Below are 25,682 nucleotides of genomic sequence, written 5' to 3'. Positions count from 1 at the left end.
CACGAACCTTGGGGTGAAAAGCATTCCTCTGTCTAATAACCCGCAACTTGGTTAATTAGCTTTTTTCTCTTGAGTGCTAACTGCTGAATTAGCGTTACAAATCAAAATCAAGGGTAAATGTTTCGTGAGCACATCTTGTTGAGTTACTATCCGAGCTTCAGGAAAGAGGTATCTGGCTGATTTTCAACGTGTAGGCTGGTGATTTTTTCACCGCAGACATATCCGGTAGCGTGACAAATAAATTCTGTCCGCACTGTTGCCACTTAAGTTTACCTGTTGACCCTAGCATTGTAATATTTGCATTTTTCGGCAGAATTAGTCCTGGGATTGTCAACGTCTGACTCATGGGAGTATCAAGCAAGACAGCATACAAATTACCTTTGTTTGTGGTGTAGCGCACTCGGATACCTTGAGTGGATACATCTTCTGAACGTATCCAATAGCGCGAGCCAAAGATGGCTTCACCATTTACATCTAGCCATTTGCCTAAGCCGAGCAACCGTTCAGTTTGCAGTTTGGAGATTGAACCATCGGCATTTGGGCCAATGTTGAGTAGTAAGTTGCCGTTTTTACTAACAATGTCAACGAATGAGTCAACCAATTCATCTACTGAAATCATGTTCAAGTCGGTATCATTCTGGTTGTAACCAAACGAGTAACCTAAACCCCTTGTGCTTTCCCATTTCTTTGGTTCGATTTTTTTGAGTTGACTGTATTCAGGTGTAGAGAAGTCGAAGTGTAAACCGAATTGCCCACCTAAGTCAAAGCGGTCATTAACAACACCGTTAGGTACGTGATTGTAAAAGTAAGCCATAATCCCGTTCGCCTGACCAACAGGGTAGCCAAGGTCATTCCATAAGATAGACGGCTGATAGCGGTCAATGAGTTCGCGCCAGTGAGCATTAGCATATTCAGCGTAAGCTTTATCTTGGATAATGACTGCGACCAAGGTATTAAAATCTGTCACCGTTGTATCTTGTTTAGACCAATCAATACCGCCGGAGTAGTACAGACCCATACGCATACCTTGTTTACGAACGGCTTGTGTCAGTTCGCCCACAATATCCCGCGCCGCCACTCGTCCTGACTGGTTTGTGGTTTTGCTAGGCCATAACAGGAAACCATCATGATGTTTGGTCGTCAGCACAACGTACCGCGCACCTACTTGAGAAAACAGTTTTGCCCATTGGGATGGATTCCAGCTTGTGATGGCTGCGTTGAAGGTGGGAATGAAGTCGTCATAGGTGAAATTTTTACCGTACGTCGCACGGTGATACTTATAGGTGTCGCTGCCCTCAAGTTTCATGGAGTTGTAGTACCATTCAGCATAAGGGTTGTGCTGGAACCAATATTCCCAACCGCGTTCTGCAACTACCTTGTTCTGTTCACCAGTTAGTGGTGCCCAACCAGGTACGGAGTACACGCCCCAGTGAATGAAAATGCCGAGTTTAGCATCTTTGAACCACTCTGGAATTTCATGCTTTGATAGCGACTCAGTTGTTGGTTCATATATCTGTTGTGCAAAAGCAGTAGAGGCTGTTAAATTCAAAAAGCTACTTAGGAATTCTGTAATAATTAGTATAAGTAGTAAAAGTCTAAACATCACAATTCTTCTGACTCAGGGATACATAATTTTACAACGTATCTCGTCAGCAGCAATTAAGCGTTTAAAAGTATCACCAGGGAGAATGCATTGCAAACCAAATTTAGAACTGTCCATTTGCTAATTTTAAGATGACAAGAGGAATTAATGTCTTGAGAGAAAAAGAATAGGGCGACTGTAGCAAGATGTATGATGCAGTTGGATGGCAAACGTTAACAGGTGAGTGGCTAATTTAGTAAAACTATAATCAGTAAACTAAAAGATATGAGTATAAACCTGGCAAGGAACCAAACTTTAAAACCTTCCCCCCAGGACATCTGCCAACTGTGCAAAGAGGATATAACTTTGATGTTTCTCTTGATGCAGCACTTACAAAGTGCGGTATTTAAGTTAGCACAACTTGAAGCGTTTCTTGCCAATCTAACTGTAACTGTGAATGAGCATTGCCGCTATTAATGGCAATTTCTACCCAGCCGTGACTGCCAACTAAAGCTATTATCTCTCCTACGTTGACATCACTGTAAGTTTCACAGCCTGGTATACTCAACCCAGCGGCTTGCACATACCAAGTTTTGCCTTCTACGTAATTGCCTGTAATGTTACTCACTAAGTTGCCAAAATTGTCAATATATTGAATGCAACCCACTATGCCAGTGGTTGTCTGCTTGCACTCGCTTATATCTAGCTTTACCAAACTTGCTGGATCAATTTCTTGTCCTAGCTGTTTGAGGGAAACACCACTAGCAAGATTAGCTCCTACTGGTGCAAAGATATCTCTACCGTGAAAAGTCTTGCTTGGTTGAGGAGTTCGCCAATAGTTAAGATTTGTGAGTTCAACGGCTGCGATCGCTGGACTTTGACTAAGTACCCCACTGAATATACCATTATCTGGGCCTACCAAAAACCCTTGAGCAAATTCTACTGCGATCGCTCGTCGCTTGCTTCCCACACCCGGATCTACTATTGCCAGATGCACTGTTCCAACGGGGAAATAGGGATAAGCATTCATCAGGCAAAACCTGGCTGCGGCGATATCTTGCGGCGGAATTTGGTGCGTTAAGTCTACCACTCTCAGTCTGGGGTTGAGTTGGGCGATGACTCCCTTGATTATGCCTACATAAACATCGCGATCGCCAAAATCGCTCAGTAAAGTTAGGAGTGGTTGTTGATCTATCTGGTTCTTAGACATGTTTTTGCTAAAATATACATTAAGATAGAAATTTCTGTAACAACAGCTACAAAATATATGTTATATTAAAGATACAAGACATAAAACGAAAAATTAAGAGGGTAATCACTATGAATCAAAGTAGACTACAAAGGACTAGGAAAGCACAAGAAGCTCACAGAGAGAATATTCAAAGAAGCCTAGAGCATCGCTTGCAAGTAGCCAGAGCAAAAGGCGACGAACAACTGATTCGTCAACTGGAAGCTGAGATGAGGTATTCCAGCTAAATCAAGTTTTTATTGTTCATAGTTTGTTGTGTAACCCGCTACGGCGGGTTTTTTTTAGGGGATTGCGTGCCAATTTCGTTTTTATAGCGTTTTTGTAAAGCGACAGATTATTTGACCCCAGCGACAAATTATAGGTCAAGTTCTTCATGCTTGTAAGCGTCGCTCTAGAGGAATCTGATATGAAGTTGTAGAAATTACTTGAACAAGTGATGTAGAAAAATTTAAATTGGTGACAAAGAATCTGCCGTTTTGGTCAAATAATTTTTGACTTTCTATCTGTCAAATACGTCAACCACCGTCAGATAGTTGTTGTTGATAAATAGTCAGTATAAACTATAATCTCGTCAGTAATCATTTTTAAAAGTAATTACCAGATAAATGATTTTTGGCACTTATAAGGGGATATTTTTGAATGAAAACTTGTAATGCTTTCGCCAAGTTAACGATTTGTGTATTGTCAGCACTCATTATTGCGATCTTTGTGAATGTGCATAAAGTTGACGCTGAATCTATAACGGATTGTCAAAACCTTGTGATCGGGACATACTTAACATCAAGCTCAGGTGACTTCGGTTCGTTTAGTAGCATTACAACGTTCACACGAGATGGTAACTTTTTTGCTAATGCTTCAAACCAAAGTGGTGATCCCTCTCTCTCTGTCCAACCCTATAGCGAAGTACAGGGTAGTTGGAAGTGTACCTCAAATAGAGAGATTACCGGGACGGTACTCAGCTTCAGTTACCCTACAGCGACATTACCTGGCACAATTAATAAATGTGATATTCGTGCAACATTTGATCCGAAAAATGGAATAGAGCAAGGAACAATCACAATAAAGTCGTTCGGTCTCAATGCAAATCCATTTTCAGATGATGCTCCAGTAAGGGGAACGTTTACTTTGACAGGGCAACGTGTAAAACCTGGACAATAACAGACTATAGCCAAAATGCGTTTTGATGTACTTCTCGAAATTTTTAGAGATAGAGACAATAATAACCCGCTACTATAGCAGGTTATGTCGTTTTTGGTTATGTGGAGTGTGATTTTGGCAATCTATTTACGAGATGTAGCTGGCATAAAAAACTCATTCAAGTTTTGATTAGTTTAGAACAAGTTAAAAGTTTTTGGTTACTGGTTATACTGGTTGACTGGGAAGATTTGAATGGGGATTCTAACCCCAAGCAAATCTTACTCAGACAATTCTTTAGTTTACTAAGACTTTGGTTTATAAGTCGAAGCAACGTGTAATTCTTTCAACTGTTTAGCATCTACACTCGAAGGCGCATCTGTTAACAAACAACGCGCTTGTTGTGTCTTTGGAAAAGCAATTACATCCCGAATGGATTCTTCTCCAGCTAGCAACATCACCAAACGATCTAAACCGTAGGCGATGCCACCATGCGGCGGTGTACCATATTCAAATGCTTCCAAAAGAAAGCCAAATTTACTTTGTGCTTCTTCAGCAGATAAACCGATCGCTTCAAATACTTGCTGTTGAATTTCTCGCTGATAAATCCGCAGACTTCCACCGCCAACTTCTACGCCGTTGAGTACCAAGTCATAAGCTTGGGCGCGTGCAATTTTTAAGTCGCTCAAATCATCAGGATGAGGTGCTGTAAACGGGTGGTGTAGTGCTTCTAGGCGCTTTTCGTCAGCATTCCACTCGAACATCGGGAATTCTGTAATCCACAGCAAGTTAATTTTTTCTGGATCAATTAACTCAAATTCTTTAGCGATCGCTTGCCGTAATCTATCTAATGTTTTATTAACTGTAGCAGCATCACCAGCCCCAAACAACAGCAAATGTCCAGCTTTTGCATCTGTACGGCGTAAAATTTCTCGTTTTTGTTCGTCGCTGAGGTTGTCTTTTATCGCCCCAATGGTGTCAATTTCGCCATCATCCCTGACGCGGATGTAAGCTAAACCTTTTGCACCGGCTTCGCTGGCTTCTTTAAATAAGTCACCGCCTGGTTTAATGCGGACATTAGAAATTACATCGTTACCGTTGGGAATGGGTAGGATTTTGACGATCCCACCATTGTTAACGGTGTCCCGAAAGACTTTGAAGCTAGAGTCTTTCACAATATCTGAGACATCAACTAATTCCAAACCATAGCGGGTATCTGGTTTATCACTACCGTAGCGTTCCATCCCTTGGGCATAAGTGAGACGGGGAAAAGGGCGCTGTAACTCAATTCCTTTAACCGTTTTGAAGATATGACAAACTAACTTCTCGTTTAGTTCGATAATTTCTTCTTGGGACATGAAGCTCATTTCCATGTCCAACTGGGTAAATTCCGGTTGTCTGTCGGCGCGTAAATCTTCATCACGAAAGCAACGGGCAATCTGATAATATCTGTCTAAGCCGGATACCATCAGCAATTGTTTAAATAGCTGGGGTGATTGCGGCAAAGCATACCACTCACCAGGATTGACGCGACTGGGTAGAACATAATCCCGCGCCCCTTCTGGGGTAGAACGAGTAAGTATTGGGGTTTCGACTTCGATAAAACCTTCCAAATCTTCCAGATAACGACGCATCGCTTTGACAATTTGATGACGCAATTGCAAATTTTGCGCCATCCGTTCGCGTCGCAAATCCAAATAACGATATTTCAGCCGCAAGTCTTCGCGCACTGTCTCGGTGTCAGCTACGGAAACTTGGAAAGGTAACTGTTTGCGAACAGCATTGAGGAGTTGAATTTTATCGGCGTAGATTTCTACCTCGCCTGTTGGGATGCGGGGATTCAGGGATTCTTCGGGACGGTGTGTTACCCTACCAGTGATTTCGACAACATATTCATTTCGCAGGGCGTTCGCCTGTTCGTATGAATCTGGGGTGCGTTGCGGATCACTGACGATTTGGACAATTCCTGAGCGATCGCGTAAATCTAAAAATATCACACCACCGTGATCGCGGCGACGGTCTACCCATCCGTAAAAGGTAACTGTTTCTCCAATATGTTCTTTTCGGAGTTCGCCGCAATAGTGAGTTCGCATAAGTGTTAGTTCTGTTTATCTGGGCTAGATTGGGAAGAAAATGTCAAAGCCTTCCCATTATCTAGCATCAATAGTAATTGTAGTAGTTCTAGTTGAAGAAAAAATCAAATAATTTCACATTATATATAAAGGTAAAAAAAGCCATAACACTCGAAAGCTGGGTTTTGCATACACAGGAAGATAGAAATGCTATGACACAGACACCAACAATTACGGAAGCGATTACCAGCTTAACCGATGCCCATACCCGCTTCGGTTTAGTCTGAATTGAAGATGAGCAATTTTTCCAGAGTGGTCTGAAGGCTTACCTAAAATTTAGCAGGTGTGGCACTAGTAACAATTCTGTTCAATTACATTTATTCCACATTCGGTTTCTTACGCATGGGTACAACTGGAATGGTTGCACAGGTAATAGGACGTAAAGATAATCAATCAGTTGTGTTGATTGGTTTACAGTCCTATTGGCTATCGATTTCATCTCAAAGTCTGGTTCTTTATATGAGCATCGATACTAGCTAGACCCCCATCATTGAAGACGTTGACCAAATCATCTCTCCCGTCTGCGTTAAAATCACCAACTAGCCATTTTTGAGTATCCCAAAACCCACCTTGGCCAGTTGCCCATCGCTGGATATCAAAACTCTTACCATTAGATAAGTGAGCATCGATACTAGCTAGACCCCCATCATTGAAGATATTAACTAAATCATCTTTCCCCATCTGCGTTAAAATCGCCGACTAGCCATTTTTGAGTATCCCAAAACCCGCCTTGGCCAGTTGCCGATCGCTGGATATCAAAACTCTCACCATTAGATAAGTGAGTATCGATACTAGCTAGACCCCCATCATTGAAGATATTAACTAAATCATCTTTCCCATCTGCGTTAAAATCACCAACTAGCCATTTTTGAGTATCCCAAAACCCGCCTTGACCAGTTGCCGATCGCTGGATATCAAAACTCTCACCATTAGATAAGTGAGTATCGATACTAGCTAGACCCTGATCATTGAAGATATTAACTAAATCATCTTTCCCATCTGCGTTAAAATCACCAACTAGCCATTTTTGAGTATCCCAAAACCCGCCTTGGCCAGTTGCCCATCGCTCAATATTAGGAAAGTTTAGAGTACCACTAATAAAGTACTGCCCTAAACTGCCGTAATCCGTGTAGCCAGTTGAAAGAGGATTTTCTTTTCCTATACCATCAATTTTGAGGTAATAATTTCCAGCAACGACATTTGTTGTAATACTTGCAGATAGGAAATCTGTTGGATTGGACGATGCAATTAAGGTACCAGCAGAATTGTATAGCTCTGCCAAAATGTCTAAGTTTGGCCCTCGACTAAAAGGATTCACTGTTAAGCTAATCAGACCAGTATCTGTGACAAAACTATAAAAATCTAGGTCTGTATTGCGCTCAATGATGCCACTATCACTGATAGACGTACCAGAAATGGTTAGTGGCTTTGCTGTCGCAATTGTATCACCACAATCATCAGCTCGGTAGGTGAAACCATTTTGGGTCGTAATAATTTGCAAATCATCCTCAGTATTGTTAGCAGAAGCATACTCGCCTTTACTCCACTGGGTTAGCTCGTCGTAATACGCTGCTCCCATGATCGGTGCCCAGCCAGTCTCTCCACTAGGATGTCCTAGATAGTATTCTTGAGCGGGGGTTATTTGTCCATCATGCTTGAGTCCCAGCGTATGACCTACTTCATGAGAGATAAGTTCAGCCGTATCCTTCTCATCACCGAACGCATCTTGAGCAAAAACAAAGGCAGGAGTATCACTATTCCAGTTGAAAGAACCACGCTTGGCGACTCCTCCCACTCCAGCACCATACCAATCGTAACTGCTACCGCCGATCGCAACACGCACCCCCCAGCGAGTATCATCACTGCCGCTCTTAATCAGATCGTTAATATCTGCTGGAGCCTGCGTTGTGACATTAACATTAAACGGGCTGAAATCCTCAGCGACGCGCTGCCAGATATACTGAATTGTTTCAAGTTCAGCCGAGCTAAAGGATGCTGTATTGCCGTCGAAGTCGAAGGCAGGGGTGATAATGTTAGCCAGACCTTTATCTGTGTTCCACAAAGTACCAGAGGTGATATTGCCGTCGAAATCTAAATAAATTGTCTGATTAGCTCCTAGTAAGCTGTTGAGGAAGAAAGTTTTAGACAGGTCTAAAGAAGCTGATATTGACATATAATAATTTCATCCTTAAAGGAAATCTCTATTAATTTCTCAATATCAAGCAGATAACTTTACATGCTTTCCTATGTAATCTTTACAAAAAGTTATAATCTGCTCTCACCGATATTGGAAATATTTGCATTTCATCTCGCAGGATGGTATCAACTAACTAACAAACTACTGTTGATGTACCATAGCTAGTATTTCCTTTGCATTCAAAAATGTTATAGCCTCGTTTACGAGTTAACTGTGCGTACTCTTGCTGAATTTGTTCTAGCGTTGCTCCTTGTGATGTGGGAAATTCAGTTGACGGAATTCCCCCAATAAATGCACTAGACCAAACGACAAATTCACTGTCTCCATGCTCTGCAAGTCCCTAAGCATGAACGTTTTGTTTGGTAACATTCAGTCGCTTTCCAAGTTGATATCTCAGTCTGGCAGTATCAAGAACAGTTCCCGAACCGAAAATTAGGTTTTCTATGGTGGAAGTAGCGATGTCTACGACGGTCACTGAGCGCAGTCGAAGTGTGGGCTACGCCTACGCAATCCGCGTAAGTACATCCACTCTTCTTGCTAAGGATAAGTACGATTGAATTCGGTGCAACTCGATCCAATTCTTTGAGCGTTAAACGTATAATCTGGGCATTGTCGCTCAATGTATCTAATTGGTAAGTAGAGATGTAGATAGTAGTCTTTGTATACTATATAAAGGAATAAAGACAGCGATCGCCTAGTATGGATGTAAGCAATGCAACGCTTAATCGTAAAGTCATTGTAAAAGCAAGCTAGAACGATTTACCAGCCTTGGAGAAATTGCTGGGGAAAAAGTTTTGAGTGAGTTGTTTGCTTTGTATTTAGAACTAGAGAGTGATTCGGCTAAATTAAGACAAAACACTAAGTTGGCAAGCACAACTTGATGGCGCGTACTTTTTTTTGCCTAGAAATCACCAGAGATATCGCTCCCGTCACGAGGTAGACCGCTCCCATAACTTGGGGAACTGCTCCCGTCACGACTTAGACCGCTCCCATAAGTTAGGGAACCGCTCCCGTCACGAGTTAGACCGCTCCCATAAGTTGGGGAACCGCTCCCGTCACGAGGTAGACCGCTCCCATGATTGGGTAGACCGCTCCCGTCACGAGTTAGACCGCTCCCATGATTGGGTAGACCGCTCCCATAAGTTAGGGAACCGCTCCCGTCACGAGTTAAACCGCTCCCATGATCAGGTAGACCGCTACAGTTGCAATATTGATAACTAGAGATTAAGTTTTTTTAAATTAAATTAATTTTTGCTTATAATACTTTAAGCATTTAAAGGTAAGGGCGCACAGTTATGCACTTATACCACGTCTTGCATCCAAAATTTTTATATTTTCTTTATTTTGCCGAAATACTGAATATTACAGAGTAAAGTTGTATAAAATCTCATTAAAAACCTCTTGCTGAGGCAATTATGCCGGCAGACTACACCGATCAAAATCTCCAAGGTCGCTCTTTTAAAGGTCAAAACTTGACTGGAGCCAACTTTAGCAAGGCAGATATTAGAGGGGCAGATTTTAGCAACACTATTCTTAAAGATGCTGACTTCACATGTGCTAAAGCTGGACTACAGAAGCGTTGGGTAATTGGGTTGCTGATAATCTCATGGCTACTATCAGCACTATCAGGATTTTTATCAACCTTAGTTGGTGTATTGATAGCATCTATTTTTGCCGCCAGAATCACTCAAAACCCCATCACCGGAGTAGCCGCCCTAATTGTATTGGCCGTCTTTTGTATTCTAACTATTCGTAAGGGTTTAACAGCCATCGCGTTTGCCGTAGCGATCGCTGTCGCCATCGTCATCGGGTTTGCCGTCGCCATCATCATCTTCAAAGCCAGTCTCGTGGGGTTTGCCGGAGTCTTGACCTTTGTCGGAGCCATGAGCATCCCCATTGCTGGAGTCATCGCTGTCGCCATCGCTGGAGCGATCGCTGGAGCGATCGCCAAAGCTGAAGCCATTGCTGGAGCCATCGTTGGAGGCATCGTCGGAGCTATTGTCGGAGCCATCGTCAAAGCCGGAGCTAATACCGAAGCCGGAGTCATCGCCATTACTGGAGTTGCAGCCGTCGCCATCACACAATTTAGTGGTTACATTGCGTGGCGCAGTCTAGTTGGAGATGAAAAATACGCTTGGGTTCGCTCATTCGCCATTGCCTTTGCCGCTATAGGTGGAACTAGCTTTTGTGGTGCTGATTTAACAAACGCTAATTTTACTCGTGCAACCCTTAAAAACACAGATTTTAGAGAAGCAAACCTAACACGCACTTGTTTTTATAAAGCTAAAAAATTGGACTTTGCTAGAGTAGACAATTTGATATTAGCTAACCGAGCTATTCTCAATTTACTAGTAACTCGCAAAGGTGAAGGAAAATCTTATGCTGGTGCTAAGTTAAAAGGTGCAAATCTCATCCAAGCGGAGTTAAGAGGAGCAATTTTAAAAAATGCTGATATTACAGAAGCCACCTTCCAAGGGGCTTGTTTAGAGGAAGCAAATCTAACTCTGGCACAAGCTGTAGGTACTAACTTCACCAGCGCTCAAATGACAGGTGCTTGTGTGGAAGCTTGGAATATTGAAAGTACAACCAAATTAGATAGTGTAGATTGTCGCTTTATCTATCTTCTCGAAAATCCAAAACCTGGAACCGATGACCGCGAACGCCGTCCCAGTAGTGGCGAATTTCGACCAGGAGAATTTACCAAGCTATTTGAAGAAGTTTTAAATACTGTTGATTTAATTTTCCACAATGGCATTGATTGGAAAGCTTTTGTTAACGCCTTCCAAACAGTGAAAGACCAAAATGAAGACACAGAATTAGCCCTACAGAGTATTGAAAATAAAGGTAATGGGGTCGTTGTCGTTAAAGTTGCTCTACCTGTTGATGCCGATAAAGAAAAGATTCATAGCGATTTTACACAAAATTATCAACTGGCACTACAAGCTGTAGAAGAAAAATATAAAGCACAATTACAAGCTAAAGATGAGCAGATAGTCATCTATCGCCAACAAAGTGCAGAAATGAAAGATATTGTTAGCTTATTAGCAAATAAGCCGATTAATGTTCAAGTTGACAATAAAGTAGAGAATAAAAATATGACTAACAGCAATGATGCCAGCCGCAAAATTGAAATTGGCAGTGTTGGCAGAGACTTTAATGCCAGTGGACAAGCTTTAAATTTGGGTGATATTAGCGGTACGGTAACAAATACCATTAACCAGTTACCAACGTCTCCCGAACCAGATAAACCGGGAATTAAGGAATTGTTGACGCAATTGCAAGCAGCAATTGAGGCTGATACAAACTTACCGCAAGAAGATAAAGCTGAGGCATTAGAACAAGTGAAAGCTCTAGCAGAAGCAGGGAAAAGTCCTCAAGAGGGGGCGATGCAAAAGGCGGCGAAAACGGCTATAAAGATTTTAAAAGGGACAATTTCTAGTTTACCCAGTGCCACAAAGTTGGTTGAACAGTGCAGCAATCTATTGCCGTTGATTTCAAATTTTTTGGGTTTAGGGTGAATCCACCCGTGGTTCACTTTGACCTCTCTCCAAACCTCTCTCCTAAGAGGAGAGAGGCTTTGAATCTTACTCCCCTTCCCTTATAGGGAAGGGGTTGGGGGTTAGGTCTCTATTGGACTCAACTGATAAATCGCACCCTATTTAACTTTGAGAGTAAGGTAAAATTATAAATAAAAGTATTAAGAATTTTAAATAAACTAATCAATGTCCAGTATTTCTCTTGACAAAAGTAACTCTCATGTTGTGATTATCGGTGCCGGAATAGGTGGACTGACTGCTGGAGCATTATTAGCTCATAGAGGTTACAGCGTCTTAATTTTGGATCAGGCCCTCGTACCCGGAGGCTGTGCTTCGACGTTTAAACGCCAGGGATTTACCTTTGATGTGGGAGCAACTCAGGTGGCGGGGTTGGAACCAGGGGGAATTCACCACCGGATTTTCTCAGAATTGCAAATAGATTTACCACAAGCAACGCCTTGTGATCCTGCTTGTGCGGTATATTTACCTGGGGAAAGCACACCGATTAATGTCTGGCGCGACCAAGAGAAATGGCAAGAGGAACGGCAAAAACAGTTTCCTGGTAGCGAACCATTCTGGCAGTTGATGGCAACTTTATTTAATGCCAGTTGGGAATTTCAAGGACGCGATCCAGTGCTACCACCACGTAATTTATGGGATTTGTGGCAGCTAACGCAAGCGGTGCGTCCCAGTACATTAATTACTGTACCCTTCACCTTGTTTACGGTAGGAGATGCTTTACGGTTATGTGGACTGGGAAACAACCAACGACTGAGGACTTTTCTAGATTTGCAATTGAAGCTATACTCCCAGGTGGATGCAGAGAATACAGCGTTACTTTACGCCGCCACAGCGTTGAATGTATCCCAACTACCCCAAGGATTGTTTCACCTCCAGGGAAGTATGCAAGTACTAAGCGATCGCTTGGTACAATCCTTAGAAAGAGATGGCGGCAAATTGTTGATGCGCCACACTGTAGAACAAATTAAAGTAGAAGACGGTAAAGCTACTGCTGTAGTAATTAGAAATCAGAAAACTGGCGAAGTCTGGACAGAAGCAGCCGACCACATAGTTACTAACGTCACCGTGCAAAACTTGGTGCAGTTGTTGGGAGAACAAGCGCCATCTGGTTATCAAAACCGAGTGGAAAAACTGCCCCAAGCATCGAGTGCGTTTGTGATTTATTTGGGTGTAGATGCCAGCGGGATTCCGCCTGGATGCCCTCCCCATCTCCAATTTCTATATGATGCTGATGGCCCCATTGGCGAAAATAATTCCCTATTTGTTTCCGTCAGTCATCCTGGAGACGGCCGCGCCCCAAATGGTAAAGCCACAATTATCGCTTCTTCATTTGTCGATCCTGCACAGTGGTGGCAGACTGAAGATTATGAAGGACTAAAAGAAAAGTTTACTTCATTAGCGATCACTCGTCTTGCCCAATATTTCTATCTCAAACCAGAAACGATTATTCATCAAGAAGCCGCAACACCGCGCACCTTTGCTCATTTCACAGCCCGCGATCGCGGTATAGTTGGTGGCATAGGTCAAAGAATACCTACCTTTGGCCCCTTTGGATTTGCTAATCGTACACCAATCTCGCATCTGTGGTTAGTTGGTGATTCTACCCATCCCGGCGAAGGTACTGCTGGGGTGAGTTATTCGGCGCTGACGGTAGTTAGGCAAATTGAGGCGCAAAAACTTATCAACTACCAATAATCGAAAAGTTCTCCTTCCTTAACAGGCAAGTCATACTTGTAACCGATGACAAAAAGGCCAGAAAACTGCTCAAATAAGATTAGTATTGCTAATCTGGAGTAATGACAGACAGCGTTTTAATTCTTGGTGGACGGGGGCGGATTGGTAGCAGTGTTGCCCAGGATCTAGCTACCCATACGCAGGCGCAAATTACGATTACTGGACGTTCTGCGGAGTTTGGGAAGGCTGTTAGCTTGTCTTCGGGAGGACAAGTGCAGTTTTTGGTATTGGACTTGGCAGAAGTTGACAAGCTGCGAGATGCGATCGCAAACTCTAACTTAGTCATTCACTGTGCTGGCCCATTTCACTATCGCGATACTAATGTTCTCGAAACCTGTATTGCTCAAGGCGTTAATTATGTAGATGTCAGCGACCATCGTTCCTATACCAGCAAAGCTCTTAATTATAATGAACAAGCTGCTGCTGCTGGTGTGACGGCAATTATTAATACTGGTATTTTTCCTGGTATTTCTAACAGCATGGTACGTCAAGGTGTTGAACAATTTGACAAACCAGAAAAGATCCATTTAAGTTATTTGGTTTCAGGTTCTGGCGGTGCTGGCATTACAGTGATGCGGACAACTTTTCTGGGGTTGCAGTATCCTTTTGAGACTTGGATAGATGGAAAATGGGAGGTAATCAAGCCTTACAGTGAAAGAGAATTAGTTGAGTTTCCACCTCCCTATGGACGCAGCGGTGTTTACTGGTTTGATATGCCAGAAACCTTTACACTGCCCAAAGCTTTCCCATCTGTAAAAACTGTAATTACTAAGTTTGGCTCTGTTCCCGATTTTTACAATCACCTAACTTGGATTGCGGCACACGTTTTCCCCAAGTGGTTAATGCAACGTCGTTACATGATTGAATTTCTGTCTCATGTCAGCCATTCAATGACAGATGTCACTAATAATTTTACTGGAATTGGGGTAGCAGTTCGTTCAGAAGTTACAGGGCAAAAAAATGGTGAAACCGCCGTTTATTGTTCAACTGTAGTGCATGAAAATACAGCGGTGGCTTCTGGTTGCGGCACAGGTAGTATTGCCCAATTAGTGCTAGAAGGTAAACTTAATAAACCAGGTGTTTTTGCTGTGGAAGAAGCACTACCAACAGATTTATTTGAAGAGGTAATGCAAAGCCGAGGAATTAAAATTAATCAAAGTTGGTTATAGCTTAATACGCTTGAGTTAAGCACACCAGGTGAAAATTTCATCTGATTTCACCAAATATCAGATACAAATACATAAGTAGTGGCGTACAGCAGTACGCCCCTACAGCCGATTCATGTATTGCAATCACTGTTTAAATTGCAGATCATATTTTGTTGAAGCAAGTGCGATCGCTTTTTCGAGGTCGGCGGGATTAATGACTCCCAAAAGATTGCGTTCTTCCTCATTCAATGGTAAATTGACAGGCTGTCCTACCTCTGCAAAAAACTGCTCACCCCCTGCTGGTGTCACCCACATCAGGATTTTGGCAGGCTTTGACCCGATGTTTTTATAACCGTGGTATTGACCCCTAGTGAAATGCATGAAAGTTCCAGCAGTTGCAACGATAGTCTGCTCGTCATGCTGGTACTCAACCTCTCCCTCAAGAACATAGTGTGCTTCGTCCACTTGCTCGTGAATATGGGGTGGTGCAATACTTTGCGGTTGCATTAAAACCTCTGCTAACCCATATCTTCCGCCTGTATCTTTTCCTTCAGCCAGAAGAGTATACAAGTCACCCAAAACTAAAAATGTAGAACCTTTACCTGATTGAATTAATGAGGTTTTTAAATCGACTGTCATTGTAGTTATTCTCCTTTGTTAATTGTCAGTAAATTAACTGATTAAATGTTGTTGAGATAAACATTTGATTTAAACCCAATATTTCTTTGTTCAGAAGTTTTGTTTAACTCTGAATTGATAATAGACTTTTTCTCTTTTAGATCCAGCCTGAAAAAGACATATATAGTCAGTAATTTATTTAAAAGATTTATCTATCTGTCAGAAAAAGTAATAAAAAGTAAAATTATTAATGGTAAAAGCCACATCCTCTGGATTTAACCGATAATACTTTACCCACTTGCCCTCTTCAAGCGGTCTTCGTGACTCAGTAGACAGACCAAGTTGTGAAAGATACTGCCCCAAAATCCAGATGGGAGACTCATCAAGGGGAATGGTTAGATTCAGGACACCTTTAATGTGGGGTGCATTGCGTTTAGAAAACCCTGCCAAAACCTGAATCTCCTCCTTTGCTGTAACTTCCACTCCTGCACTGCTCTAAGAGGATGTCTGAGAAGTTAAAATGTGATGCTGGAAGCGATCGCGTAGTGAAGTATTTCATCAACCCACGGTAAATTGCGATTCTTTGCTCCACTTTGTTACCCTCAGAATGACAAATTATACCTTTGGTACACTTTTCAGACATCCTCTAAGCCCCAGCCAATGACGCATTTAACAGGATGTGAAATTTTGTCAATCATATCAGTCCACTTGAGTGGACTTTAGCTATGAGGGGCTGAAATTTATTTCTGGAGAGGATGTCGGTAGGCACGACAATTTGACTATTACAAAAATGTAGGTAGTGCTAAAACCTAAAAGTTCAGATAGCATTAACTGAACTATAGGTAAAAATTAATATACCCTGCGGTAGAAGGAAGAACTGTACTTAAACACTTAGGATGCCTGTGAGCCTTAAATATTGAATATATTTATACATGACCAAGGCTCATAAAATAAAAAGAGGAGATTTTTTCATGCAAAAAATTCTATTAACTTTAAAGCAAGCATTACGTTCCAGCTTTTTGGTTCTTGCCTTGATGATTTCCATCAGCTTGTCAGCTTCGTTTATTTTCATTCAGCAAGCTAGTTATGCAACTACTCTTGAAGAATTGAAGCTAGTACCTCCAGAATATAAACCAAATTCTGAAGAAAAAATTAATCGCGCTAACGAATATGACCCAGGCGTTGGTGTTCAAGAGGAAGAACGAGAAGAAGCTTATGAAGAAGCAGTAAAAGATGCAGGAAGCCTTACTACTATGGAGAAGGCTTACGAAAGGAATTTGAAGGCTGAGAGAGAACAAAATCCCCCAGAAAGTTTCGGTGAAAAAGCAAAAGAAGTTATTGAAAAGGTGACAGGTAAATAGGAAATATAAACCTAATCACTAACTCTTTCCCGACAAGAGATGCAAAGTAAGATTCAAAGCCTCTCTCCTAAAAGGAGAGAGGTATAGAGTTAGGTAAAAACTGTAGTATACCCAAGCAGTAAGATGGGTACTGTTCACAACGTAGAAGGGTAAGTAGTGCCCACTCTACAAAAATTGCTTTTACTCAAATTCATCTATTGTGGCACGAGGGGTTGTCTTTCTCTGATTAGCAAGGTTGCGCTCATACCACTTCATTAATGGAGTTGAACTAATGCCATGTATAATTACAGAAGCGATAATAGTAGTGTAAGTTATCCAAGCAATTTTTTCGGCTGTTTCACCTTTTAAGCCATGACCAAACGCATAGGCAAGATAATATAAAGAACCAACACCGCGAATACCAAACCATCCAAATAACAACCGAGTTCCTGGGTGCAAGGTTCGGCGATGTGATTCTAGAGGAGGTTTGCCTATTGTGCTAATCCAAACTCCTACAGGTCTGATTATCAAGAATAATAAAATTATCACTATCAAAGATTGCCCAGCATAATTGAGCATTGGCTTTAATAATAATATTGACCCTAATAGTAAAATTGTTCCAACTTCCAACAGCTTTTCAATTTGCTCAACAAATTCCAATTCTGCTAGGGGTTTTTCAGGGTTTCTGTAACTGCGTTGAACAACTAACCCAGCAATAAATACTGCTAGAAATCCATAGCCATTCAACATTTCTGTTAAGGAATAAGTTATTAGAATTGTGCTGATAGCAATAAAATCTTCCATTAATTTATCGGCAGCACGGCGTTTTTGAATTTTTTGTTCAATCCAAACTATTAATTTAGCAACAACAATTCCCATAATAATGCCAACTGCGATCGCCCAAATTAAATCAACTGCAATCCACTGTTTAAACCAGTTGCCCCAGTTGTCATTTTCTAATGCATGAATGCCAAAATAAACGAAGGGAAAAGCTAAAGCATCATTTAAACCACCTTCAGAAGTTAAACCAAATCTCAATTCATCTTGGTCATTTGTATCGGTCAGTTGTACTTCTGATGCTAATACTGGATCTGTGGGTGCAAGAATTGCTCCTAATAAAATCGCTTCTCCCCAATTCATCCCTAATAACAATTTACCCACAACAGCCAAAGCAAAAATTGAAATTGGCATCAGAAATACAATCAATCGCACCGTAATATCCCAAACCCCCAACTTTAGAGGACGAATAATTCTTAAGCCGCAGCCAAACACAGAAATAATTACTACAAGTTCTGTTATTTTCTCCAGCAGTTCGGCGTTGAAAACTTCATTTTGACGTAATTGAACAAGTTTTAAGCCGTAAGGGCCTAAAAATATACCAACTAGTAGATAGATAAGGGCAAAAGAAAGAGGTAGGCGAGCAATCCAACCTGACCCTAATGTGACCATCAGCAAAAGTAGACCAATCACGAATAGGTCAATAATATAGGTATCGAACATATAGCGATTTATATAAAAATTAGGTGTTGCTTTATAAGCTTAGTTGCAATAGCTTTGTATTAGAAGTTACCTATAGACAGATTTTTTGGGATTAGGGATTGGCGATTCAAACAGGCTACCAAATTGGATAAGAAAGGAATATATAAATTTAGCGTTGGCTTTGCCCGCTTTCTCTACGAGACGCTTTGCGTAGCTTACTTCCACAAAGTGGTACGGCATTACACTTTGATTATTCGCGTCTGGATTTAAAACAATGAGAATAGCACAAGAATATTGCTAATGCACAGCTGTGCGCTCCTTTGAATGGTCTATATTCTCTACTTTCTCACTCAGAATCTCCCCTATTTAGTACAAATATACTATAATGGAGATAGCCTCCACAAAGCCTAGCCAAATGGATAACGGTTTTGTGAAAACCTTCTGGAAGATGGATTCAAGGGTTAGTTCGATGATGAAGCATTATATTCTCAACCTCAATCCGACTGCCAAGCATGAATGGGATCGGTGTATTTTACGTGACCCCCTGACTGCAAAACGCCCAGACATTGCCAAATTAATTGCTGAAGCGGTTGGTGCTGATACAGGCAGTTATTTGGTGAGCGTTAATATCGAAGTTCAAGTTTTGCAGCAAGCGGCGGTACCTCAAGCAGAACAACTCTCGCTTTCATTTCCAGAGGTGAGTGTGCCCTCACAACCACAACTGCGGGAAGCGGCTTGAGCTATAGTGCAGAGTTTAGTAGAGAATAATTAGCCTGTATAAGCAGGCTTACTTTGTGTAGCCGCAGACTTGAGTTTGACGGCTAATGAAATCATGGGTATATGAGCGGACTTACAGCTATTTTTAGGTAAATAGACCACGCGGTAGGGGCGCAAGGGCTTGCGCCCCTACGACAGATGTGGTTCAAATACTTGAATTCTGCTGTAATCTTAGAAGGCAAAATTAATGGCGTTGTTCAAAGCAGCGGCAGACACATTGCTGACGGTAATAAAGTTGACAGCATGACCTTTTCCAGATGAACCATCTGGATCAATTAAAACGATCGCATTAGTTCCTTTAGTCTCGAAGCGCAAATAGCCGCCAGCGATCACACTGGCAAAATTCAGGTTGGCTAGACCAGAATTTTGGAAAAGTTGCCGTAGGATAATCTTGTCAGTACTTTTTTTAAAGTCAGCGATCGTATCGCCCGCATCCTGGATATTTGTATAAACGAACGAGTCTGCGCCTGCACCACCTGTGATCGTATCTTTCCCGTGGTAGCCAGTGATAATGTCATCGCCAGCAGTACCATTGAGAGTATTACTTCCACAGTTGCCATTGATGACATTGACTTGTGCCTCAAATGCACCAATGTCTACCTTACCGCCAGAGATGCGAACGAAGCCAGAACCACGTTGGTCAAATGGTACTTGTTCAGTGATGTTGCCGTCACCATCCTGATCTGTGGTATCAAGAGGTACGTCTGCATTCTTGCCACCGTTGATGGCAGGGCTACCCGTGATTAGGGCGTGAGTTTTAACCGGGCCACCGTTATTTTGCAAGGTAGTATTGATAACTTCTGTGATGGCAACAGTTAACTGTTCGCTAGCATTAAAGCCTGTACTGCTACCGAGGCTGCCGATGAGGTTATAGCCGTTGCTAATAAACTTACCTACTAGATCAAGGTTGATAGCATTAGCTGGATCGTCGTTGGGGGTGTCAAAGTTGCCAGCGACAATGCTGTTTTTCACTTTGATGGTGCCATTAGAGTTGTAAATGCCGCCACCATCGCCATATTCGTAACCACTATAATGTACAAGTTCGAGCCCGAAAGCAGTATTGAGCGTGATAGTGCTGTTGCTCACCGTTAAGGTGCCACCATTATTGTAAATACCACCACCAAAGTGTGCTTTATTGCCACTGATGGTACTGTTAGTCACTGTTGCGATGCCACTGTTATAGATGCCGCCACCGATGTCGCTGTCACCAACAAAAGCGTATATAGAGTTGCCATTGATGGTGGTGTTATTCACCAACAAAGTGCCATTATTGTAGATGCCACCTCCATTGCCTCCACCATTGTTACTAATAGTACTGTTACTCACGGTCGCAGTGCCGCCACTATTGTAGATGCCGCCGCCGAAGCCGGGTGAGTCGTAAGATGATCCTCCATTATTGCCACTGATGGTACTATTGCTGACTGTGAGAGTACCACCATCATTGTAGATGCCGCCAGCGTAGAAACTTGCCGTGTTGTCACTGATCGTGCTATTACTCACTTTCAGAGTGCCAGTATTGTAGATGCCACTGCCGCGGAAACCCGCTGTATTCTCACTGATGGTGCTGTTGCTCACCGTGAGGCTGCCAGTGTTGTAAATACCGCCCCCCGTGTCTCCATTATTGCTACTGATGCTGGCGTTGCTTAACGTCAGGGTGCCTTTATTGTAAATGCCACTACCCCCCAGAATTTCAGAATTATCACTATAACTATTGCCCTTGCTGATAGTCAATCCTTTGATTTCAACAGTGGCATGACTGCTTATCTCAAAAATACGATAAGCATTATTACCACTAACAGTGAGCAAGTCCGCCCCTGTACCGTCAATCTTCAGGTCATCTGTGATACTCAGACTACTACCAGCAAGGGTGATGGTATCAGCGATCGCATCAGTAAACAACCCACCAAATTTAATGATGTCCTTTCCTGTTAGAGCATTCGCATTTAGTATTGCCTGTTGTAGTGAACCAGCACCGTTGCTGTTGGTGTTAGTGACGGTAAATGTAGACATTGACGTTACTCCGATTTTTTCTCATTCTTAGGGGAATTAAAAGATGCCGCTAAAAACTCGCACTTATAGCGGTTCGAGTATTTTAGGAACCACTAAAAACCAGTACACTGCCGGAAACAGCGCTGTGTCAGGTGTGCAAGAAATCAGTTACAGGATTTGGTGAAGTACGTTGCTCAAAATGGAATTGGGTTTTACGACTACTCAACCAAAACTATTGATTTTCAAAGCCAAATCTCTAGGGAATTACCCTCTCAAACTCTGGAGGGTTATGAAAATATACTTAAACTCAAAACAGTTGTTTAGCAAACATTATATACAAATGGGAGATTCTAATTGAAAATTTATTGAGAGTTCATTTTAACTTCATTTTTACTGGGATACAGTAAAGTTACTGTAAGTTTTTGGTGAATAGCGATCGCTATATCTGCACCTCAGACATAGCCTTTTCTCCCCTAATTCAGTACATTTGGACTATAATAGATATATAGCGTCCACCCAGCTTGATTAAGTGTAAAACTGCTCTGTGACAGCCTTTTGGAAAATGGATTCCAAAGTTGGTCTTATGCTTAAACACTAGATTCTTGACATGAGAGGAAAATTATTAAATGATGCAACTGAGTCATTATCCAGCTGCGATCGCACAAGCTGCCCAACGGGCTAATGAAATAGACTCTCAGTTGATGGCAGTGCAGCACCAAGTTAACCGATTTGAAGGCAATGCAGACCGCACCGCCGCCTTTGAGATGGATTTGAAAAATGATGCTCAACGCAAGGCTCGTCGCTTTGAAGTGCTGCTTGTGAGTCAGGAATATCAAAAGTCAATAGACACCCAAATTCGATTAACTCTCGATAAAGCAAATGCGATCGCCCATTTGGAATATCTGCGTAACCAGTTTAGTGTAGCTAAGTTGGAAGCAAGATTAGCGATCGCTCAACAACTTACCGATTTTGAATCTAGGGAATTAGTCGGTTTATAGTCACATCTAAACCGTAGTCTGATTATACAACTGTTAAGGAGGCTAAGTTACCCTTGTAGCCACTAATCTCAATCACAGCATCCGTGAGGGCAGAGAATCCATTAGTGTTATCGTTGAGTGCCAGAAAAGTCTGCTGATGATTGCCTGTACCAAGGGTAAAAGTTGCCGCACCTTTAGCTACAAAAGCAGTTGCAGTCAATATCTGTTGTACATCTGAGAGATTTAGACTCGCAACTTTGCCAAGTTGAACTAAATTAGCAGCGCTAACTGCATATAGCCCATCAATTTTATCTTGAGAAATATTCAAGTCAGTTATTTTATCAAAGCTAGACAGCAGCGAATCACTCAGACTACTGAACACAAATTTATCAGCGCCACAACCGCCTGTGAGGGTATCACGCCCAGCACCACCATTGAGGATGTCATTACCATTACCACCAACTAGTTTGTCATTTCCGGCTAATCCAAAGAGTTTATCGTTGCCATTTTTGCCGGAAATTTGATCATTACCAGCCCCACCACTGAGTTCATCTGCACCGTTACCACCGTCTAAGGTAATTTTTGGTACATTTCCGTCTGTAGTAGTTTTGCTGATTAATTGACCATTGGTATCATACAGATAAGTGGCAACTGCATCAGTAATGCCATCACTATTTTTGTCAATATCTGCGGAAATTAGTTTGCCATTGCGATCGTAGTTGAAAGTCGTAATTTCATCAGGGATGCCATCATTATTTTTGTCAGCTACCTGTGCAGTCTGTTTGCCGTTAGCGTCGTAACTATAAGCGGTGACTTCATCAAAGATGCCATCATTATTTTTGTCAATTTTTTGTGATGTCAGCTTGCCGTTAAAATCGTAGCTGTAGATGCCAACAGCATCAATTACACCATCATTGTTGAAGTCATAACTGGCGGATGCGCGTCCATAAGTAGAGGTTGTGACAGAATCAACTTTGCCGTCGCCGTTGTCGTCACTGCTCGTGGATGTCTGGTTGCCCTTGGCATCATAAGTATAAGTTATGATAGAATCAACTTTGCCGTCGCCGTTGAAGTCATAGCTATCGGATGTCTGGTTGCCCTTGGCATCATAAGTAAAGGTTTGGACATCAACTTTGCCGTCGCCTTTGTAGTCATTGCTTATGGATGTCCGGTTGCCATTGGCATCATAAGTAAAGGTTTGGACATAATCAACTTTGCCGTCGCCGTTGTTGTCTTGGCTAGCAGATGTCTGGTTGCCCTTGGCATCATAAGTAAAGGTATCGACAGAATCAACTTTGCCGTCGCTGTTGCTGTCATAGCTGGTGGATGTCCGGTTGCCCTTGGCATCATAAGTAGAGGTATTGACAGAATCAACTTTGCCGTCGCCGTTGAAGTCAAAGCTATCGGATGTCTGGTTGCCCTTGGCATTATAAGTATAGGTTTGAACAGAATCAACTTTGCCGTCGCCGTTGTAGTCACTGCTAAAGGATGTCCGGTTGCCCTTGGCATCATAAGTATAGGTATCGACAGAATCAACTTTGCCGTCGCCGTTGAAGTCATAGCTAAACGATGTCCGGTTGCCCTTGGCATCATAAGTATAGGTAAAGACAACATCAACTTTGCCGTCGCCGTTGTTGTCATAGCTATCGGATGTCTGGTTGCCCTTAGCATCATAAGTAGAGGTTTCGACATAATCAACTTTGCCGTCGCCATTGGTGTCACGGCTATTGGATGTCCGGTTGCCCTTGGCATCATAAGTAGAGATTTCGACATAATCAACTTTGCCGTCGCCGTTGGTGTCACTGTTAAAGGATGTCCGGTTGCCCTTAGCATCATAAGTATAGGTATAGACACGATCAACTTTGCCGTCGCCGTTGTCTTCACGGCTATAGGATGTCTGGTTGCCCTTAGCATTATAAGTAAAGGTTTGGACAATATCAACTTTGCCGTCGCCGTTGGTGTCAATGCTATCGGATGTCAGATCATAGCGGTAGGTAATAACTGAGTCTATTATCCCATCACTGTTGTTGTCTGTCCTCTCAGATATCACTTTGCGATCGACATCATAAGTGTAAGTTGTGGTTGAGGTCATAAAATTAGTGTTCTTTATCTGTTTGATTCCACTGTGTACTGCTATGTGTTTTCATCACACATCGCTATGTTCTGCAAAATCTTTTTATCTACCAAGTCTGGGTAGTTAAATGTATTTTTGCTACATCAGTCACAATGATGATGTAATATGAATTTTTTTAAGTCAATCTTGTTAATCACATTATTTATATGACATACATTATTGCTAACTTAACCAACTTGGTATACTTATTCCCAGGGAAACGCAAAGTTTTTAAATTGCATTCGCTGGAAACTTATCCCCCACGGGTGGAGAGGCTTTGAAACCTAGTAGGGGCACACAATTACAGCTAGCTGTGCGCCCCTACGAATTGTCTATACTCCACGCAATTTAAAACCGCTATATGTCTATTTAAGCGGACGTGATATGAGACAGCAGTTGAGCAATTTGCTGATTAATAATTGCGATATCAAAACGCTCACTAGCAATAATCCTAGCATTATTGCCTATAGTTGCAGTTATTTCCATCTCCTGAAGACAGGTGATAATTACTTGTGCAAGTTCCTGGGGTTCTCCTGGTGTCACTAGAAAACCATTAAATCCATGTTCTACTAATTCCATTACACCCCCAGCTTTTGCTGCAACTACAGGTTTTCCAGATAGCATCGCCTCTACAATCACTCTACCAAAAGGTTCTGGGGAAGTAGAGGTATGTGCTACCAAATCACAAGCTGCCATTAACTGGGGAATATCTGAACGAAATCCTAAAAATTTGACGCGGTTTTCTAGTCCCAGTTTGGTAACTTGTTGGTGTAACTTTTGGACGTAATCTTGTTCGCCAAACAGTGCATCACCCACTAAAATTGCTGTCACCTCTTGCGGACATTTGGCAAGGGCATCAATTAAAATATGCTGCCCTTTCCAAGGTGCAAGACGGCTAAAATGTCCAACTACAAATTTTCCTGACAATCCTAACTGTTGCTGTAATTTATTAATATGAGACTCATCAGTTTGATAAATTTTTGGATCAAAGCCGTTATAGACAACTTCGATAATGTCTGAGCGTCCTCCTGCTTGCAAAAACGCTGTTTTACTAGCTTGGGAATTAGCAATTATTAATGATGCAAAACGATTAGCTAAGTTAACAGCAATGCGAAGATTAGTTTGACTAAAATGTTCTGTAGAAAGAATATCATGTAAATGATAAACTAGAGGGCGACGACTGAAAAAACTTGCTAATGCCCCTACAACTAATGCTTTTTGGGTATTAGCATAGATTAAATCGTATTCACGCGCTTTTTTAACTACCTTAGCAATCAAAGGTGCAAGTTGTCCCAGACTCTTTAATCCTTGTACCAAACTGCTTTCTTTGCGAACTTGGATTGCTTGAGTTGCGAGAACTTCTACTGGGATATGATTTTGCTGTAGTAAATCTTTAAATGAACCATCTGCAAATAAACCTACCAAAGCGCGATTGCCATATGGTTTAGCAATATCTATTAAACATAATTCGGCACCGCCTGGTTTACCACTTTGGTCTAGGAAAAGAATTCTCATAAGGGACTTCCAAGAAATAAATTATCCAAATAAACGAACCACAGAGACACAGAGAACACAGAGAGAGGAGAAATAGAGAGGGTTTTTGCGTCAGTTTTGGGACATTTTTTTATTTGGAAGTCCCTAAAACCTCTAGTTTAT

20 protein-coding genes are annotated in these 25,682 nt (G+C 41.9%); 9 read left to right on the top strand and 11 right to left on the bottom strand.

Annotated features, from left to right (window positions below):
* Nucleotides 1-157 precede the first annotated feature (157 nt).
* Both V7K40_RS17240 and V7K40_RS17235 read right to left on the bottom strand, forming a co-directional pair.
* Complete coding sequence (locus V7K40_RS17240; RefSeq protein ID WP_334961699.1) at nucleotides 158-1,603, bottom strand: alpha-L-fucosidase; 1,446 nt, start codon at nucleotides 1,601-1,603, stop codon at nucleotides 158-160.
* Between the two features lie 385 nt (nucleotides 1,604-1,988).
* On the bottom strand, nucleotides 1,989-2,792 hold the full coding sequence (locus V7K40_RS17235; RefSeq protein WP_334961697.1) for an SAM-dependent chlorinase/fluorinase: 804 nt from the start codon (nucleotides 2,790-2,792) through the stop codon (nucleotides 1,989-1,991).
* A gap of 110 nt (nucleotides 2,793-2,902) precedes the next feature.
* Here V7K40_RS17235 and V7K40_RS17230 point away from each other — a divergent pair, with 110 nt between their 5' ends.
* On the top strand, nucleotides 2,903-3,058 hold the full coding sequence (locus V7K40_RS17230) for a hypothetical protein (protein WP_298907975.1): 156 nt from the start codon (nucleotides 2,903-2,905) through the stop codon (nucleotides 3,056-3,058).
* A gap of 412 nt (nucleotides 3,059-3,470) precedes the next feature.
* Entirely contained in the window at nucleotides 3,471-3,989 is a 519-nt protein-coding gene (locus tag V7K40_RS17225; RefSeq protein WP_334961694.1) for a hypothetical protein, read from the top strand.
* 281 nt (nucleotides 3,990-4,270) lie between these two features.
* Here V7K40_RS17225 and aspS read toward each other — a convergent pair whose 3' ends face one another.
* From aspS to V7K40_RS17210, 3 genes are all read right to left on the bottom strand, one after another.
* Complete coding sequence (aspS, locus tag V7K40_RS17220; RefSeq protein ID WP_334961692.1) at nucleotides 4,271-6,058, bottom strand: aspartate--tRNA ligase; 1,788 nt, start codon at nucleotides 6,056-6,058, stop codon at nucleotides 4,271-4,273.
* A gap of 474 nt (nucleotides 6,059-6,532) precedes the next feature.
* Complete coding sequence (locus V7K40_RS17215; protein ID WP_334961690.1) at nucleotides 6,533-6,778, bottom strand: hypothetical protein; 246 nt, start codon at nucleotides 6,776-6,778, stop codon at nucleotides 6,533-6,535.
* On the bottom strand, nucleotides 6,765-8,270 hold the full coding sequence (locus tag V7K40_RS17210) for a hypothetical protein (RefSeq protein ID WP_334961688.1): 1,506 nt from the start codon (nucleotides 8,268-8,270) through the stop codon (nucleotides 6,765-6,767). The genes V7K40_RS17215 and V7K40_RS17210 overlap by 14 nt, the downstream gene beginning before the upstream one ends.
* Before the next feature lie 921 nt (nucleotides 8,271-9,191).
* On the opposite strand from V7K40_RS17210, the gene V7K40_RS17205 reads away from it, so the two are divergent.
* The 4 genes from V7K40_RS17205 (at nucleotide 9,192) to V7K40_RS17190 (ending at nucleotide 14,754) form a co-directional block, all read left to right on the top strand.
* Nucleotides 9,192-9,515, top strand: coding sequence for a hypothetical protein (locus V7K40_RS17205; RefSeq protein ID WP_334961686.1), 324 nt, complete (start codon nucleotides 9,192-9,194; stop codon nucleotides 9,513-9,515).
* Between the two features lie 194 nt (nucleotides 9,516-9,709).
* Entirely contained in the window at nucleotides 9,710-11,812 is a 2,103-nt protein-coding gene (locus V7K40_RS17200) for a pentapeptide repeat-containing protein (RefSeq protein ID WP_334961684.1), read from the top strand.
* Between the two features lie 204 nt (nucleotides 11,813-12,016).
* On the top strand, nucleotides 12,017-13,546 hold the full coding sequence (crtD, locus tag V7K40_RS17195) for a C-3',4' desaturase CrtD (protein ID WP_334961681.1): 1,530 nt from the start codon (nucleotides 12,017-12,019) through the stop codon (nucleotides 13,544-13,546).
* 101 nt (nucleotides 13,547-13,647) lie between these two features.
* Entirely contained in the window at nucleotides 13,648-14,754 is a 1,107-nt protein-coding gene (locus tag V7K40_RS17190) for a saccharopine dehydrogenase NADP-binding domain-containing protein (protein WP_334961679.1), read from the top strand.
* A 123-nt stretch (nucleotides 14,755-14,877) separates the two neighbouring features.
* On the opposite strand, the gene V7K40_RS17185 is transcribed toward V7K40_RS17190, so the two are convergent.
* Both V7K40_RS17185 and V7K40_RS17180 read right to left on the bottom strand, forming a co-directional pair.
* Entirely contained in the window at nucleotides 14,878-15,372 is a 495-nt protein-coding gene (locus V7K40_RS17185; RefSeq protein ID WP_334961677.1) for a cupin domain-containing protein, read from the bottom strand.
* 198 nt (nucleotides 15,373-15,570) lie between these two features.
* Nucleotides 15,571-15,834, bottom strand: a complete 264-nt coding sequence (locus V7K40_RS17180) for a hypothetical protein (protein ID WP_334961675.1) — start codon at nucleotides 15,832-15,834, stop codon at nucleotides 15,571-15,573.
* A gap of 488 nt (nucleotides 15,835-16,322) precedes the next feature.
* On the opposite strand from V7K40_RS17180, the gene V7K40_RS17175 reads away from it, so the two are divergent.
* Nucleotides 16,323-16,712, top strand: a complete 390-nt coding sequence (locus V7K40_RS17175) for a hypothetical protein (RefSeq protein ID WP_334961673.1) — start codon at nucleotides 16,323-16,325, stop codon at nucleotides 16,710-16,712.
* A 180-nt stretch (nucleotides 16,713-16,892) separates the two neighbouring features.
* Here V7K40_RS17175 and V7K40_RS17170 read toward each other — a convergent pair whose 3' ends face one another.
* Nucleotides 16,893-18,191, bottom strand: coding sequence for a sodium:proton antiporter (locus tag V7K40_RS17170; protein WP_334961671.1), 1,299 nt, complete (start codon nucleotides 18,189-18,191; stop codon nucleotides 16,893-16,895).
* 448 nt (nucleotides 18,192-18,639) lie between these two features.
* On the opposite strand from V7K40_RS17170, the gene V7K40_RS17165 reads away from it, so the two are divergent.
* The gene (locus V7K40_RS17165) at nucleotides 18,640-18,909 is read left to right on the top strand and encodes a hypothetical protein (RefSeq protein ID WP_069069307.1); all 270 of its coding nucleotides are present in this window, start codon (nucleotides 18,640-18,642) and stop codon (nucleotides 18,907-18,909) included.
* 209 nt (nucleotides 18,910-19,118) lie between these two features.
* Here V7K40_RS17165 and V7K40_RS17160 read toward each other — a convergent pair whose 3' ends face one another.
* The gene (locus tag V7K40_RS17160) at nucleotides 19,119-20,957 is read right to left on the bottom strand and encodes a choice-of-anchor Q domain-containing protein (protein WP_334961669.1); all 1,839 of its coding nucleotides are present in this window, start codon (nucleotides 20,955-20,957) and stop codon (nucleotides 19,119-19,121) included.
* Between the two features lie 605 nt (nucleotides 20,958-21,562).
* Between V7K40_RS17160 and V7K40_RS17155 the strand changes: the two genes are divergently transcribed.
* Nucleotides 21,563-21,934, top strand: a complete 372-nt coding sequence (locus V7K40_RS17155) for a hypothetical protein (protein ID WP_334961667.1) — start codon at nucleotides 21,563-21,565, stop codon at nucleotides 21,932-21,934.
* Between the two features lie 22 nt (nucleotides 21,935-21,956).
* Here V7K40_RS17155 and V7K40_RS17150 read toward each other — a convergent pair whose 3' ends face one another.
* Both V7K40_RS17150 and V7K40_RS17145 read right to left on the bottom strand, forming a co-directional pair.
* On the bottom strand, nucleotides 21,957-24,005 hold the full coding sequence (locus V7K40_RS17150) for a bluetail domain-containing putative surface protein (protein WP_334961665.1): 2,049 nt from the start codon (nucleotides 24,003-24,005) through the stop codon (nucleotides 21,957-21,959).
* A gap of 390 nt (nucleotides 24,006-24,395) precedes the next feature.
* Nucleotides 24,396-25,541, bottom strand: coding sequence for a glycosyltransferase family 4 protein (locus tag V7K40_RS17145; protein WP_334961663.1), 1,146 nt, complete (start codon nucleotides 25,539-25,541; stop codon nucleotides 24,396-24,398).
* Nucleotides 25,542-25,682: the final 141 nt, after the last annotated feature.

The sequence above is a fragment of the Nostoc sp. genome (assembly GCF_036917195.1).
In the GTDB taxonomy this organism is placed as follows: Bacteria; Cyanobacteriota; Cyanobacteriia; order Cyanobacteriales; family Nostocaceae; genus Nostoc.
The sequence above is the reverse complement of the archived record's forward strand: the minus strand, read 5'-3'. Positions and strand labels throughout refer to the sequence as shown.

What these genes read in the sequence shown, in the direction of transcription:
- V7K40_RS17215 (WP_334961690.1), bottom strand. Translation starts at nt 6,778, where the DNA reads ATGGGGAAAGATGATTTAGTTAATATCTTCAATGATGGGGGTCTAGCT.
- V7K40_RS17175 (WP_334961673.1), top strand. Translation starts at nt 16,323, where the DNA reads ATGCAAAAAATTCTATTAACTTTAAAGCAAGCATTACGTTCCAGCTTT.
- V7K40_RS17155 (WP_334961667.1), top strand. Translation starts at nt 21,563, where the DNA reads ATGATGCAACTGAGTCATTATCCAGCTGCGATCGCACAAGCTGCCCAA.
- aspS (WP_334961692.1), bottom strand. Translation starts at nt 6,058, where the DNA reads ATGCGAACTCACTATTGCGGCGAACTCCGAAAAGAACATATTGGAGAA.
- V7K40_RS17145 (WP_334961663.1), bottom strand. Translation starts at nt 25,541, where the DNA reads ATGAGAATTCTTTTCCTAGACCAAAGTGGTAAACCAGGCGGTGCCGAA.
- V7K40_RS17170 (WP_334961671.1), bottom strand. Translation starts at nt 18,191, where the DNA reads ATGTTCGATACCTATATTATTGACCTATTCGTGATTGGTCTACTTTTG.
- V7K40_RS17210 (WP_334961688.1), bottom strand. Translation starts at nt 8,270, where the DNA reads ATGTCAATATCAGCTTCTTTAGACCTGTCTAAAACTTTCTTCCTCAAC.
- V7K40_RS17190 (WP_334961679.1), top strand. Translation starts at nt 13,648, where the DNA reads ATGACAGACAGCGTTTTAATTCTTGGTGGACGGGGGCGGATTGGTAGC.
- V7K40_RS17225 (WP_334961694.1), top strand. Translation starts at nt 3,471, where the DNA reads ATGAAAACTTGTAATGCTTTCGCCAAGTTAACGATTTGTGTATTGTCA.
- V7K40_RS17235 (WP_334961697.1), bottom strand. Translation starts at nt 2,792, where the DNA reads ATGTCTAAGAACCAGATAGATCAACAACCACTCCTAACTTTACTGAGC.
- V7K40_RS17240 (WP_334961699.1), bottom strand. Translation starts at nt 1,603, where the DNA reads ATGTTTAGACTTTTACTACTTATACTAATTATTACAGAATTCCTAAGT.
- V7K40_RS17185 (WP_334961677.1), bottom strand. Translation starts at nt 15,372, where the DNA reads ATGACAGTCGATTTAAAAACCTCATTAATTCAATCAGGTAAAGGTTCT.
- V7K40_RS17165 (WP_069069307.1), top strand. Translation starts at nt 18,640, where the DNA reads ATGATGAAGCATTATATTCTCAACCTCAATCCGACTGCCAAGCATGAA.
- V7K40_RS17230 (WP_298907975.1), top strand. Translation starts at nt 2,903, where the DNA reads ATGAATCAAAGTAGACTACAAAGGACTAGGAAAGCACAAGAAGCTCAC.
- V7K40_RS17150 (WP_334961665.1), bottom strand. Translation starts at nt 24,005, where the DNA reads ATGACCTCAACCACAACTTACACTTATGATGTCGATCGCAAAGTGATA.
- crtD (WP_334961681.1), top strand. Translation starts at nt 12,017, where the DNA reads ATGTCCAGTATTTCTCTTGACAAAAGTAACTCTCATGTTGTGATTATC.
- V7K40_RS17160 (WP_334961669.1), bottom strand. Translation starts at nt 20,957, where the DNA reads ATGTCTACATTTACCGTCACTAACACCAACAGCAACGGTGCTGGTTCA.
- V7K40_RS17200 (WP_334961684.1), top strand. Translation starts at nt 9,710, where the DNA reads ATGCCGGCAGACTACACCGATCAAAATCTCCAAGGTCGCTCTTTTAAA.